Annotated in this window: 15 protein-coding genes, 1 tRNA gene and 1 pseudogene; 5 read left to right on the top strand and 12 right to left on the bottom strand. The window is 65.2% G+C overall.

The window, feature by feature from the left end; genetic code table 11:
* Positions 1 to 6: 6 nt before the first annotated feature.
* The 6 genes from J0I79_RS32575 to J0I79_RS32550 all read right to left on the bottom strand — a co-directional run bounded on the left by J0I79_RS32575 (position 7) and on the right by J0I79_RS32550 (position 2,849).
* Complete coding sequence (locus tag J0I79_RS32575; protein WP_292869488.1) at positions 7 to 294, bottom strand: hypothetical protein; 288 nt, start codon at positions 292 to 294, stop codon at positions 7 to 9.
* Positions 295 to 403: 109 nt separating this feature from the next.
* A complete protein-coding gene (locus J0I79_RS32570) occupies positions 404 to 865 on the bottom strand; it encodes a periplasmic heavy metal sensor (RefSeq protein ID WP_292869485.1) in 462 nt (153 codons plus the stop codon).
* Positions 862 to 1,314, bottom strand: a complete 453-nt coding sequence (locus tag J0I79_RS32565) for a hypothetical protein (RefSeq protein ID WP_292869482.1) — start codon at positions 1,312 to 1,314, stop codon at positions 862 to 864. Before J0I79_RS32565 ends, J0I79_RS32570 begins: the two co-directional genes overlap by 4 nt.
* 119 nt (positions 1,315 to 1,433) lie before the next feature.
* Positions 1,434 to 1,970 (bottom strand): RNA polymerase sigma factor, encoded by a 537-nt coding sequence (locus J0I79_RS32560; RefSeq protein ID WP_292869479.1) that lies wholly within the window; start codon positions 1,968 to 1,970, stop codon positions 1,434 to 1,436.
* 45 nt (positions 1,971 to 2,015) lie between these two features.
* Positions 2,016 to 2,453: an acid-shock protein gene (locus J0I79_RS32555; protein WP_292869476.1), complete on the bottom strand. Its 438-nt coding sequence runs from the start codon at positions 2,451 to 2,453 to the stop codon at positions 2,016 to 2,018.
* A 216-nt stretch (positions 2,454 to 2,669) separates the two neighbouring features.
* A complete protein-coding gene (locus tag J0I79_RS32550; protein WP_292869473.1) occupies positions 2,670 to 2,849 on the bottom strand; it encodes a DUF2158 domain-containing protein in 180 nt (59 codons plus the stop codon).
* Positions 2,850 to 3,153: 304 nt separating this feature from the next.
* Between J0I79_RS32550 and J0I79_RS32545 the strand changes: the two genes are divergently transcribed.
* A complete protein-coding gene (locus J0I79_RS32545; protein ID WP_366015646.1) occupies positions 3,154 to 3,876 on the top strand; it encodes a Crp/Fnr family transcriptional regulator in 723 nt (240 codons plus the stop codon).
* Here J0I79_RS32545 and J0I79_RS32540 read toward each other — a convergent pair.
* Genes J0I79_RS32540 through J0I79_RS32525 form a run of 4 tightly spaced genes read right to left on the bottom strand, consistent with a single transcriptional unit; the run spans position 3,873 to position 7,245 of the window.
* Positions 3,873 to 4,328 (bottom strand): hemerythrin domain-containing protein, encoded by a 456-nt coding sequence (locus J0I79_RS32540; protein ID WP_292869470.1) that lies wholly within the window; start codon positions 4,326 to 4,328, stop codon positions 3,873 to 3,875. The two genes, J0I79_RS32545 and J0I79_RS32540, sit on opposite strands and share 4 nt — an antisense overlap.
* Before the next feature lie 24 nt (positions 4,329 to 4,352).
* A complete protein-coding gene (gene cydX / locus J0I79_RS32535; protein WP_292869467.1) occupies positions 4,353 to 4,484 on the bottom strand; it encodes a cytochrome bd-I oxidase subunit CydX in 132 nt (43 codons plus the stop codon).
* A 19-nt stretch (positions 4,485 to 4,503) separates the two neighbouring features.
* The gene (gene cydB / locus J0I79_RS32530) at positions 4,504 to 5,658 is read right to left on the bottom strand and encodes a cytochrome d ubiquinol oxidase subunit II (RefSeq protein ID WP_292869464.1); all 1,155 of its coding nucleotides are present in this window, start codon (positions 5,656 to 5,658) and stop codon (positions 4,504 to 4,506) included.
* 15 nt (positions 5,659 to 5,673) lie between these two features.
* Positions 5,674 to 7,245, bottom strand: a complete 1,572-nt coding sequence (locus tag J0I79_RS32525; protein ID WP_292869461.1) for a cytochrome ubiquinol oxidase subunit I — start codon at positions 7,243 to 7,245, stop codon at positions 5,674 to 5,676.
* Between the two features lie 281 nt (positions 7,246 to 7,526).
* On the opposite strand from J0I79_RS32525, the gene J0I79_RS32520 reads away from it, so the two are divergent.
* Together J0I79_RS32520 and J0I79_RS32515 are read left to right on the top strand one after the other, a co-directional pair.
* Complete coding sequence (locus J0I79_RS32520) at positions 7,527 to 8,945, top strand: ATP-binding cassette domain-containing protein (protein ID WP_292869458.1); 1,419 nt, start codon at positions 7,527 to 7,529, stop codon at positions 8,943 to 8,945.
* Positions 8,942 to 10,573 carry an ATP-binding cassette domain-containing protein gene (locus tag J0I79_RS32515; protein ID WP_292869455.1) on the top strand — a complete coding sequence of 544 codons (1,632 nt, stop codon included), beginning with the start codon at positions 8,942 to 8,944 and terminating at the stop codon, positions 10,571 to 10,573. Before J0I79_RS32520 ends, J0I79_RS32515 begins: the two co-directional genes overlap by 4 nt.
* 96 nt (positions 10,574 to 10,669) lie before the next feature.
* Here the strand turns inward: J0I79_RS32515 and J0I79_RS32510 are convergent.
* A tRNA-Thr gene (locus J0I79_RS32510) sits at positions 10,670 to 10,745 on the bottom strand.
* A 346-nt stretch (positions 10,746 to 11,091) separates the two neighbouring features.
* Between J0I79_RS32510 and J0I79_RS32505 the strand changes: the two genes are divergently transcribed.
* Entirely contained in the window at positions 11,092 to 12,237 is a 1,146-nt protein-coding gene (locus tag J0I79_RS32505) for a hypothetical protein (RefSeq protein WP_292869452.1), read from the top strand.
* Between the two features lie 28 nt (positions 12,238 to 12,265).
* Complete coding sequence (locus J0I79_RS32500; protein WP_292869449.1) at positions 12,266 to 12,670, top strand: nuclear transport factor 2 family protein; 405 nt, start codon at positions 12,266 to 12,268, stop codon at positions 12,668 to 12,670.
* A 205-nt stretch (positions 12,671 to 12,875) separates the two neighbouring features.
* Here the strand turns inward: J0I79_RS32500 and J0I79_RS32495 are convergent.
* A pseudogene (locus J0I79_RS32495) lies at positions 12,876 to 13,156 on the bottom strand (ATP-dependent DNA ligase); the annotation flags it as partial.

Below are 13,156 nucleotides of genomic sequence, written 5' to 3'. Positions count from 1 at the left end.
ACACGCTTACCAGTGGCGCCAGCGGTGCCAGTAGTGGTGCGGATGCCAGCCATAATAGTAGCCTGGGCCGCCCCAGTAGTAACGCGGATAGACGACCACGCGGTAGGGAACGCAGCGGCCCCAGTAGTTCGGATGCCAGCCCGGCCCGCAGCCCCAGGCCACATGCTCGACCAGGGCCGGGGCGGCCGGCTGGGCAAGCGGGACCATCGGCATCGCCGAGGACGCCGCGGCTGTCGCGACCGTTCCGGTCACCGCGAGAGCGGCGGTGATCGCGTATTTTGTCAGATGCAACATGTTCATGCTCCGAGTGTTCTAGAGGTTGAAAACCTGCCCGGACCCGGCGGCCCGGTAGATCCTGCCCTTCTTCTGGTTAAACGCCGTAGCCAGTCTTTTCCGTCGGCCGTCACGGCGATTTTTTTGGCGCGGCGGCGGCACGGCGTTCGACATGGCGTATCAGCGCCGATGCGAGCACGCTCCGGTTCTCCGGCGATGTATTCGCCGCGAAGTCGACGATGGCCTGTTCCAGCCGCGTCCGCACGGTTACGTCGGCGTTGCGCGCCCGTTCCAGCGCGGCGGCCAGGGCGGCCTTGTCCACGACAGGTTGCTGCAGCAGGTCCGCGGCCTCCTGCCTCGCCTGCTGGCCATCCAGAATAAGCTGGCGGGACTCCATGCGTACCTGGCGCAGCGCCTGGCGGAACGCCTTGCGATCCTGCTCCGGAAGCCGGCCGCCGGCCGTCTCCAGCGAATAGCCGGCACCTGTCCGGGCATGTTTCAGCCAGACGGCCCCGCTCGCCAACGCGCCGGCAAGAAACACATTCAGGACGACCGAAGCGACGACCAGACCACGGACCCAGCGCGTGCTCATAGGCTTTCCTCGCCATTTTCGGCTTCAGGACCGGCATCGCCGAACGCTGTCGCATTGGCATCGAGCACATAGTGCTCGGACTGGGCTTCGGGCGTCACGACGGTCACCAGGGTCAGGCCGGCAATCGCGCCGGCCAGGCCAATGCCGGCCAACCCCAGCCCCAGCCACCAGAACCGCTGACGCCGGCGCTGGACGAGGTGCCGGTCGGCGCCACGCAAGATGCTGCCATACAGCGCCTTGCTGGGGGGCCGGACACGGTAACTATCAAGCAGGGCGTCAAGCTTGCCGGCGTGGCGCGAAATCGCCTGGCCCGTCTCGCTGGAGGCAAAAGCCTCTGCCGCCGCGCGCTCGGCTTGCGGCCAGCGGCGCGGGTCGCCGCCAAAAGCCTCGGCGAGCGCCGCGAAACGCTTGGCATCCATTGCCGGGCCGTCCTCGATGTCTTCAGCCATTTGTTTCCCCCTTGCCCCTTGTTGCCGCGTGCCCACGCGGGTTGAACGCGCCACGGACCGGTCTCCACCGGACGCCCGCAAGGCGCGATGAAACTACGGTACCGATGCTGATGCTCTTCTCAGTCATGGACGCCGTCCTTGGCCAGGATCATCTGCAGCGCGCGACGACCGCGCGACAGCAGGCTCTCCAACGCATCGACGCTGATCTCGAGCGTCGCGGCCGCCTCGATGTTGGACATCTCCTGATAGTAGACCAGCACAATGGCCTCGCGCTGGCGTGGCGCGATCGTCTGCAAGGCCTGCTCGATCCGCTGCGTCTCGTCGCCTGCATCGGGAAGCGGGGCAGGGTCGGCCACATCCGGCAGATCGTCGGTCACCCATTCGCGGCGCCGGCGCAGCCGGTCGTAGCAAAGATTGAGCGTAACGCGATGGATCCAGGTGTCGAAGCGCGCATTGCCGCGCCGCCAGCTCGAGGCGTGACGCCAGATGCGCACGAAGGTCTCCTGGGCGACGTCCTCGGCTTCCGCCGCGTCGCCCAGCATGCGCACGGCAAGCGACAGGATGCGCGGCAGCTTGCGCGCCACCAGTGTCTGCACGGCCGCCGGATCGCCGGCGCCGACCCGACGAATCAGTTCCTCGTCCGGATCGGCGCTCATCGGCTGGCGCACTCCCGATAGTCATCTCGCGTCATGGCCTCTTGGTCATTGCTCCGGCTTGGGAGCGGATTTGTGGCCTGGCAATTCGTCGGCCGTCAGGACGCCGTCGCCATTCTTGTCCAGCTTGGCGAAGCGCTTAGCGAAGAAGGCATCGAGCTCCGCCTTGTCGATGAAACCGTCATGGTTGGTATCGATGCGCGCGAACGACTTGGCGGGGTCGCCCTTGACGTTGCGCTTGGCCTGGAAGGCCTCCCATTCCTGCAGGCTGATCTTGCCGTCGCCATCCGTGTCGGCGGCCATGATCGCCTTTTCGCGCCGCTTCTGGAACTTGGCCAGGGTGAGTTCGGACTTGGCGGCGGGGGCAGCGGCCGCGGGCGGCGTTGCTGCGGGTGGCGTGGTGGCCGGCGGTGGTGTCGCCGTCTGGGCCAGCGCCGCGGAGGTCAGCAGGCTCAAGGCAGCGGCAAGGATCGTACGGCGTATCATGCTAGGCGTCTCCGGTTGGTGCGCCGCCACGGCCCATGCCATGGTCGCGCTTCAACCGTTAAACGCCGTGCCGCGCAAAATCCGTCGGTCGCCCGCACCGGGCCTTCGATTGCCGGCGACGACCGCTCGCCGCTGTCCCGGGAGACCAGCGATTCGAGGCGCGTCCAAATTCAGCCCAGGCCGACATCCAGCGGCGGACGGCGGCGAGCCCGTCGATCAGTCGGCGGCGACCAGTTGATCCGGTTTGAAGCCCGCGTGCTGCGGGGTCCATACATCGCCATCCTTGTTGAACCAATGGCACAGATACATGCCGGAAGCGGCGCCATCGCTGACCGTCATCTTGGGGCCTCCCGACTTCAGCTTGACGACGTCTCCGGTCTTGAAAGTATTGGGCATTTCGACCTCCCATGCTGAGGCCATCCATTTCATACCAGAATCGGTTTTCCGACAATGGCGAATGGTTGGGCCTGCATGAGGCCAGGCCAGGCATCGCACGGCTGCCGGCGCCATGCGTCGGGATCAGAACAGGTCGAAATCACCAAATATCTGATTGCGGGCCAACCATGGAATCTGGCGGCAACCAAGTCGACGCCGGTTGTTGGCCCTCACGTAGCAGAATGGCGTCCACTACGGGCGTTATCGCGGTTGGTGTTTGTAACGCGTTGCCGATGCGCGGCCCGCACACTATAGATGCTCCATCGTGCGCGACGATATTCACACCAAAGGCGTTCCTGTTCTCTGCGCTTCATGCGAGGCGCGGCATCGCGGGGTTTGCGGCGCGCTCAATTCCGAGCAGCTTGCAACGCTCGCCCGGTCGACGAGACGGCACAAGGCAGAGGCCGGCAAGGAACTCGTCAGCGACGGGGGAAATGTCGAACGGTTCTCGAATGTTCTGTCCGGCGTGGTGAAGCTGACCAAGACATTGTCCAATGGCCGCCAGCAGATCGTCGGCCTGCAATTCGCGCCCGATTTCCTGGGGCGGCCGTTCGAGGCCGAGAGCAGATTGAGCGCGCAAGCCGCCACCGATGTCGAGCTTTGCTCTTTCCCGCGCCAGGCGCTGGAGCGGATGATGGTGGAGCAGCCGGACCTCCAGCATCGCCTGCTCGAACAGAAGCTGCGTGAGCTTGACCAGGCGCGCGACTGGATGGCGGCGCTTGGGCGCAAGACCGCCGCCGAGAAGATCGCCAGCTTCCTGCTTATGATCGCGCGCAATATCGATCCTGCGGCCGGGCCCGAGCATCGCGCCGCGGCCTTCGACCTGCCGCTGTCGCGCGCCGACATCGCGGATTTCCTCGGCCTTACCATCGAGACCGTGAGCCGCCAGTTGACGCGGTTGCGGGGCGAGAACGTCATCCGCATCGACAACAACCGCCACATCGTCATCGACGATCTTGCGCGCCTGGCCGCGCGCGCAGGGGACTAGCCTAAAGCCTGGTGCCGGCCGAGAATCCCGGGCAGGATGTGGTCGCGCTCGAAGGCGATGTGGCGCCGCATCGGCTCGAACAGCGCGCGCAGCATGTAGCCCAGCGCCTCCGGGTTATCGATCGGCCTGCCATGGCCATGGGCAAGCAGCAGTTCGCTCAGATCGGCGGCCGCGCAATCGTCCTCCAGATGTTCGAGCTTGAGCCGTGCGACGATGCGGTCTGCGTCCTGGAGACTAGCGAAGGCCGGGAAGACGATCTCTTCCTCGAAGCGATGGCACTGCTGCAGCACCGGCACGAGATTGGCCGCCACCGCAAGGCACCGGAAGGGGTCGACCCGCGCCGGCAGACCGTCGGCGATGTCCTCGAGCATGTGACAAAGCGCGAGCATCCGGGCATGGGCGCGCTTCAGATCGGCCGGAGCGCGCAGCACTCCTGGGCTGGGATCGCTCATGGTGGTCCTCCGCCGCGGCGAGGGTCAGGGTGTGGGCAGGACGACGGTGTCCTTGGCCGGCTCCTCGCGCACGGTGCGCAGTTCGTACCAGAGCGCATTGAGGATGCCGACGGAGGCGGCAAGGCCAAGGCCGAGGATCCACGCGAAATACCACATGACCGGAGCTCCTTTGATATCAGTAGGCCGACGAACCGGCCTTCTCGACGCTTTTCTCGCCGACCTTGCCCCACAGGACCCGGTAGACCCAGCCGGTGTAGGCGAGAATGAGCGGCATGAAGATCACCGTGGCGATCAGCATGTTGCGAAGGGTTGCGCGGCTCGATGAGGCGTCGAAGACCGCGAGCGAATGGCCGGGATTGCTGCTGGAGGGCAGCAGGATCGGGAACATGGCGATGCCGACCGTTGCGATGATCATGGCCACGCCGAGCTTGGAGGCGAGGAAGGTCCAGCCTTCGCGTCTCGCCCGGAAGCCGAGCGCGGCAAGCAGGGGCGCGACGACACCGAGCGCCGGCACGATCCAAAGCAGCGGATGAGCCTCGAAATTGGCGAGCCAGGCCCCGCTGTCAGCGACGACCGTCTTGAGCAGCGGATTGGACGGCCCGCCCCAGGCGACTGGCGAGGACACACGGTAGCCGCCAAGTAGCCCGAGCCAAACCAGCACGCCGCCCCCGGCGAAAAGCAGCGCGGTGATCACCGCCGATCTCGCCCCAACGGCGCGGGCGCGGTCGGCGACCGTGCCTTCCGCCTTGAAGGCGAGCCAGGCGGCGCCGTGGGTGACCAGCATGGCCACGGACACCAGGCCGCAATAGAGCGCCAGCGGATTGAGCAGGCCGAACAGGCTGCCTTCATAGATCGGGCGCAGATCCGGCGTGAAATGGAAGGGCACGCCTTGCAACGTATTGCCGACGGCGACGCCGAAGATCAGCGCCGGCACCGCGCCGCCGATGAACAGCGCCCAGTCCCAGCGTGCCCGCCAGACGGGATCCGGGCGTTTCGAACGGTACTTGAACGCAACCGGCCGCATGATCAGCGACAGCAGAACCAGGAACATGGCGAGGTAGAAGCCCGAGAAGCTCACCGCGTAGAGCGCCGGCCATGCCGCGAAGATGGCGCCGCCGCCAAGGATGAACCATACCTGGTTGCCCTCCCAGACAGGACCGATCGTGTTGATCGCCACGCGCCGCTCGATGTCGGTCCTGGCGACGAAGGGCAGCAGCGCGCCGACCCCCATGTCGAAACCATCGGTGGCGGCGAAGCCGATCAACAGGATTCCGAGCAGAATCCACCAGATCACACGCAGCGTTTCGTAGTCGAAGAGAAAGTCGATCATCTCGGTGATCCTTGTTCACTCTGCGGGTTGCAGCGCCGGGTCGGCGTTGGGGCGCAGGTCGTCGATGACGCTTGCGATTTCGGGTCCCTTGCGGATAGCCGCCAGCATCAGCCTGACTTCGATCACGGCGAGCACGCCGTAGACGAGCGTGAAGCCGGCGATCGTGAGCAGGAGGTCCGTGACGCCCAGCTCCGATGTGGCGAGAAACGTCGGCAGCACCCCGTCGATGATCCAGGGCTGGCGGCCAAACTCCGCCACGAACCAGCCGACCTCGATGGCGATCCACGGCAAAGGCATGGCGAACAGGGCCGCGCGGAACAGCCAGCGTGGAGCCTCCGTCTCCCGCGTCGTGTGCCACAAGGAAACCGCGAAGAGCGCGGCCAGCGCAAAGCCGCAGGCGACCATCAGCCGGAAGCTGAAGAACAGCAGCGGCACGTAGGGCACGGTCGACCAGGCCGCGTCCTTGATCTGCTGCTCGCTCGCTTGTCTGGGATCCGCCAGATATTGCTTGAGCAGCAGCGCGTAGCCCAGGTCCCTGGAACTGGCCTCGAAGGCGGCGCGGGCGACCGTGTCATTGCGGTCCGCCTTGATCTTCTCCAGCGCGTCATAAGCACCCATGCCATTGTGGATGCGCGTTTCCGCATGGGCGACGAGCTCGTCTATGCCGTCGATCTGCTTGTCGACCGAACGTGTGCCGATGATGCCCATCACCCAGGGGATGCGGATCGCGAAATGCGTCTCGCGGTCGCGCTGGCTCGGGATGCCGAACGCGGTGAAGGGCGCCGGCGCCGGCTCGGTCTCCCACATCGCCTCGATCGCCGCGAGCTTCATTTTCTGGTTGTCGGTCAGCGCGTAGCCGCTTTCGTCGCCGAGCACGATGACGGAAAGCGCCGAGGCCAGGCCGAAGGCCGATGCGATGACGAAGGAGCGCTTGGCGAGCTGCACATGGCGTCCGTGCAGCAGGTACCAGGCCGACACACCCAGCACGAAGGTGGCGGCGCAGACATAGCCGGCCGAAACGGTGTGCACGAACTTCGCCTGCGCAACCGGGTTGAAGATCACGGCCATGAAGTCGGTGACTTCCATCCGCATCGTGTCCGGGTTGAAGGCCGAACCGACCGGGTTCTGCATCCAGCCATTGGCGATCAGGATCCACAGCGCGGAGAAATTGGTGCCGAGCGCCATCAGCCAGGTGACGGTCATATGGCCCCTGGCCGAGAGCCTGTCCCACCCGAAGAAGAACAGCCCGACGAAAGTGGCCTCGAGGAAGAAGGCCATCAGCCCCTCGATGGCGAGAGGCGCGCCGAACACGTCGCCGACATAATGGGAATAGTAGGCCCAGTTCATGCCGAACTGGAATTCCATGGTGATGCCGGTGGCGACGCCGAGGGCGAAGTTGATGCCGAAAAGCACGCCCCAGAATTTCGTCATGTCGCGCCAGATGGTGCGGCGGGTCATGACGTAGACGGTCTCCATCATGGCGATCAGGATGGAGAGACCCAGTGTCAGCGGAACGAACAGGAAATGGTAGAGGGCGGTCAGCGCGAATTGCAGCCGGGACAGGTCGACAAGCAGGAAGTCGGGCATGGAAGCATCCTTTCTGGATACCCCGTTCGTAGCCCATCGCCGATGCGGGCGATTTGATCTGGATCAATTCCCTTCATCTCGCCGCGTGCAACAAGGCGTCCATGGAAACACCAGTCGCATCAGCACAAGCATTTCCGGCAGCGATGCGCTTCCGGGCACTTGAAGCGGGCAGCGGACTGGCCAGGCGTTGGCTCGGCCGCCTTCTTGCGCTTCAGTCCGTCTGTATCGCGATGCGCCTCGGCCTTGCGGCGTCGGCAGCCATGGCTGGGGGGCGGTTGGTGATGGGCGCTCCGATCGACCCATGGCTGGTCGCGGCAATGCCTGCATTTCTGCTGGCCGCCTGTGTCGCCGGCTTCGTGTCGGACACCGCGCAGGCATCAGCCGAGCACATGGTTTCGGTGGGGTTGCGCGAACAGGCTGGCGCGCGGCTCGACAACCTGCCGGCACGGCAGTTGCAGGCGCTGCCGATCGGCATCGTCGTCATCTCGATGCAGCGTCACCCGGAGGCGGTTGCCGGTCTCGTCGTCGGTCACCGCGTGGCCAGCATGATGATGGGGGTTGGACCGCTGCTTGCGGCCGCCGCACTGTTCGTCGTCTCCTGGCAGGCGGCGCTTCTGGTCATCTGTCTGACGCCTGTGATGATAGTGTTCTTCGCACTGGTGGGCGACGCGATCCGCCGCCGTGCCGACGAGCAGGAGCGCGCCTTCGGGCGGTTGGCGAGCCAGTTCGCCGACCGCATCCGCACGCTGCCGACGATCCTTGCCAACCATGCGACGGCCGAGGAAGACGCCAAGTTGGCGAGCCGGCTGCAAGCCTATGCCGACAGGACCATGGGGGTGCTGCGCATCGCTTTCGTCAATGCCGGCATCATCGATTTCTTTGCTTCGCTTTCGATCGCCATCCTCGCGGTCTTCCTGGGTCTTGGCCATCTGAAGCTCGCGATGATACCTGGCTTCTCCAGTCTGGCGCTCTGGCAGAGCCTCTTCATCCTGATGATCGCTCCGGAATATTTCGCGCCGTTCCGGCGTTTCGCCGAACAATACCATGCGAAGGCGGAAGGTCTTGCCGCGGCCGCGGCGCTTGACCGGTTGCTGGACGCGGAGCCACCAACGGCGAAGAGCCTGCCTGTTCTCGATCGCCTGCGCCTCACACCGCCCGCGCGAGGGCTCATCGCCATTGTCGGCCCGAGCGGCGCGGGGAAGTCGACCTTGCTGCGAAGACTTGCAGGGCTTGAAACGACCGGTTCGCTCGACGCCTGGCAACCCGTGGACAGCCGAATCTCCTGGGTTTCAGCCGACAGCCATGTGCCGGAGGGAACGCTTGCCAGCGCCCTCTCCTGGAACCTGGCCACGCCTGATCAGAACCACCTGCAGGACGCAGCCGGCGCGATCGGCCTGCTCGACGACGTGCTGCTGCCGGGCGGCCTGGAGACGAAGCTGGACAGGGGTGGAACCAATTTGTCCGGCGGGCAGCGCCTGCGCATCGCGGTTGTCCGCGCCCTGCTTGGCGAGGGCACCGTGCTGGCCGACGAGCCGACGGCGAAACTCGACCAGGAGACGGCGCAAGCGGTTCGGCGCGCGCTGCTTGCCATTTCGCGGTCACGTCTGGTCATCGTGGCCACGCACGACCGCGATCTCGCCGCGGTGGCGGATACGACCATCGATCTGACGCCCGCGAATGCCATCGAGGTGGCGGCATGAGCGCGCCCGTCCGGTCCGCCAGCCGCAAATCGTGGCGGCTGGCGACGCTCTTTGCCTTCATCGCGCTCATCTCGGGCATATTGCTGGGAGGCGTCTCTGCCTGGCTGCTGGGTTCTGTGGCGATCGCCGGCCTTTCCACGGCCGCCTTCACCTTCAATTTCCATATCCCGGCGGCACTCATCAGGCTGTTCGCAGTAAGCCGCACGGCCGCTCGTTATGGTGAGAGGCTGGCTGGCCACAGGGCCGCGCTCAACGACCAGGTCACGCACCGGGTCGAACTCTTCGGGGCCATGGCGGCGGCATTGAATGTGCGGCTGGCGGGATGGCAGTTCGGAGACGATGCGCGGCTGGCCGACTATCTCGATGATGTTGAGGATTTGGACTATGCGAGACTGCGCGCCGGCTTGCCGGCGCTGACGCTGGGCTGTGGCCTCGTCATCCTGCTCGGGGCATCGGCGATGGTCGCGCCGCTATCGCTGGTGCCGGTCGCGCTTCTGGTGTTGGCCATCCTGCTGGAGGGGAAGAGGATGGCAGGGGCTGGCGCCATGGCATGGAAACGCGTCAGGTCATCGCGCCGCGTGGGCGCGGGCCGGCTCGGCAGTGCCATGGCGTCAGCCGTCCCACTCAAGGCAGAAGGTGCCTGGCGCCAGGAATGCGCCGAAGCGCTTGCGGCACTGTCGGTCGCGGATGCCGAAATCGTCGCGCTGCGCCGCCTTCAGGCTCGGCTCGATGCGCTCTGCGCCGCCCTGGGGCCGCTCGCCGGCATAAGTGTCATGGCCGCAGCCTGGTTCGGTGGCCGTCAAGGGACGGAGTTGCTCCTGCCCATGCTGCTTGGCTTCTCCTGGCTGGCACTGGCTGAAACATTGAACGGCGCCTCGCGCATGCTAGTGGCGGTGCTTCGCCGCAATGCCGCGCGTACGGAGATCGGCAAGTGGACCCGGAACGCCTTCACGGGCCCGTCCGCGAAGGAATTGCAGGGGCCGCGCCTGCTGTGCCATGACGCGCTGCAGCGCCGGGCGCCGGACGGCAGGGCGCTTGGACCGACGATGGAACTCGTGCTCAAGGCGGGCCGACCGCTGGTGCTTGTGGGCGCTAGCGGCTCGGGAAAGACCAGCCTGCTCAAGCAGATCGCCGGTTGGATCGGCGCGGACCGATTCGACAGCGGCGGCCAGATGGTGACGGCGGACGCGCGGAGAGCTTTCTGCACACTCGTCCTGCATGACGCGGTCATCATCGAGGACACTGTCCGCGCCAATCTCTTTGCCGGCGCCATGCCGGACGCGGCGCTATGGCGCGCGCTGGAGGCCGTCGAGATGGATGGCCGCATACGCGATGCCGGCGGGTTGGATGCCTGGATCCGGCAGGAGCAGTTTTCGCTGGGGGAGGCGCAACGCATCAATCTCGCGCGCGCCTGGCTTTCTCCCATGCCGGTCGTGCTGCTGGACGAACCGACGGAGCACCTGGACGACGACCAGGGAGAACGCATCCTAAAACGGCTGCTTGTACGGCTGGCCGAGCGCATCGTCGTCGTCTCCTGCCATCGGGCATTCGCCTCCAGTGTCGCCAGCACGCATTGCCGCATCATGGACTTGTCCGGAAGAACTTCCGGTAAAAACAGCCGAGAGTGACCTTGGCAACCGTTGCCCGGATCGAGGTGCGGAAATTCACTCACCAATCCGACGGGATTGATGGCATCATAAGCCGGTTGAAGCTCTTGAAAGATTTGGTGCCGCTTGCGTGACTCGAACACGCGACCCCATCATTACGAATGATGTGCTCTACCAACTGAGCTAAAGCGGCCCGGGAGGCCGAGGCCTCCAAGATGGGCTGGGTGATAGACTCAACCGGCCGCGAATTCAAGATGCGACTTGGCAAATCGTGCGAGGTCTTGCGCCGGCGGCCGTATCACCCGGCAAAACCCGGCCGGTGTGGCTTTCCCGACCGGCGGGAAGATGGCGTAGCCGGCTGTCCCATGCCGTCCGGCTCGCGAAAATCGACGAAAACATGCTGATTTTGTTGACGGAATGCCGCCGTAATGGACTTTGGACACCGGGACAGGGCAGAATGACGCGCTCGCCCGTTGATTGATTGGTCGGCTGAGGCTAACGATCATGGCAAGTTGGGCTGGTGTGCAGAGGGATCCCGCTTGGACGCGATCGAAAAAGCGATCCGGAACGCCTTGGAAAAGGGCAATGCCGAGGACCGCGCGTTCCGCGAGAGGGTCTATCGGTCGGCCTTTGCCGCGCTCGACCGGGCGCTCCAGGCCAATCCCAGTGTGACCGTGGAAGTCGCCATCAAGCGCCGCAAGGCGATCCAGGAGAAGATCACCGAAATCGAATCCGAGTTCCTGCCGGCGGTGCCTGACATCGCGCCGCAGATCGATGTTCCGATGGCCGCACCGGCGTCCGGCGCGGCGCCGGCGGTCGAGATCGGCCGGAAGACCCCATCGCCGGCTGTCGCCGTCAACGGACCGGCGCAGCCTGCATCCGACGCGCCGCGCTCTCGTGTGCTGCCGGTCGTTCCAGACATCATGCCGGACGCTACCCTTCCGGGTGCGCCGGCCATCGACATGGCGATGCCCGCAGCGCCGGGTGCCGCGGCCGAAGTGGCGCCCGATCGCGACGAGCGCCGCATTCGTGGGCGGCGCCTGCCGCTGACCGCCATCTTCTTCACGGTGACGCTGCTGGCGGCGATCGGCATCGGGGTGTTTTTCGCCGTGCAGACCGGCGTGTTCAAGAGCGCCGCGCAGCTTAATACGGCGCCGCCCGAGGCGCCGCCAACCGTCTCTGACGACGACTTTACCCCCGCCGACGGCGCCAATGCGCCGGCTAAACCAGGCGCGACGGATCAGTCCCGCAACTGGATCAATGTGTTCTCGCCGGCCGACCCGACCCATGTTGCCGCGCCGTCGGACGCCAAGGCCGAGGTGATGAAGGACGACGCTGGGCAGGTGCTGCGCATCCAGTCCGGCCCCTCCGGTTCGGCGATCGCCTTCGACGTCGGGCAGGGCGTGCTGGAGAAGCTCGCCGGCAAGCATGCCGTGTTCGACATCATCGCCCGCGCCGAGGACGGCAAGGACACGCAGATATCCGTCGACTGCAATTTCGGCGAGCTCGGCGACTGCGGCCGCAAGCGCTACGCCGTCGGCCAGCAGCGCAACGAATATCTGTTCGATGTGCAGTTCCCCGACAAGCATCCGGGCTCGGCCGGAACCATCGCCATCAACTCCGATTTCGATAAACAGGGCAAGGCGGTCAACATCTACGAGATAAGGGTGTCGATCGAGCCGTAATAGGGCCTGCTGTGGGAGCATCGCTGAAATGACGACCTCGCAGACGCATGACGCCGGACAGGTTCGCGAACTGATCGAACAATGGGCCGACGCGGTGCGCCGCAAGGACATCGATGGGATACTGCGCCATCATTCGCCCGACTTCGTCATGTTCGACGTGCCGCCGCCGCTTCAGTGCAGGGGGATCGACGCCTACCGCGAAACCTGGCCGCTGTTCTTCGGCGCGTCCCCGCAGCCGCCGGTCTTCGATATCGTCGATCTGACCGTCATGGCGGGCGCCGACGTGGCATTCGCCTTCGCGCTGATGCGCTGCGTCCTGGTGACTGAGGCCGGCTCCAGCGATCTTGATTTCCGCCTGACCATCGGTTTGCGCAAGATATCAGGCCAGTGGACCTTCATGCACGAGCACCATTCCGTGCCGGCCGTCGATTAGAGCATTTCCGGCGAAAACGGGAATCGCCGGTAATGCCCTATCGATTTGTTTTTGAAGCAATTTCCGAACGCAAAACCGCTTCGCGCTTTTGCTGGAATTGCCCTAGAGCGGTTCAGCGTTTGATAGAATCGCTGACCCGCTCTAAGTTTTGTTTTTTTACGCAATTCCGGACGCAAAACCGCTTCGCACTTTTGCTGGAATTGCCCTAGCTCTCCCGAAGCAAAGCCTGCAGCGTCTCGATGCGGTCGGCCTCGTTGGCCGGCTTGTCCCAGCGCAGCCGTGAGATCCTGGGGAAGCGCATGGCGACGCCCGATTTATGGCGGGTCGAACGGTTGAGCCCCTCGAAGGCGACTTCCAGCACCAGCCCGTTGTCGCGGTTGGCCCGCACCGAACGCACCGGCCCGAAACGCTCGACGGTGTTGTCCCGGACATATTTGTCGATCTGCTTCAGCTCCTCGTCGGTGAAGCCGAAATAGGCCTTGCCGA

Source organism: Mesorhizobium sp. (genome assembly GCF_017306585.1).
Lineage (GTDB): Bacteria > Pseudomonadota > Alphaproteobacteria > Rhizobiales > Rhizobiaceae > Mesorhizobium.
This window is presented reverse-complemented; position numbering and strand designations above follow the sequence as displayed.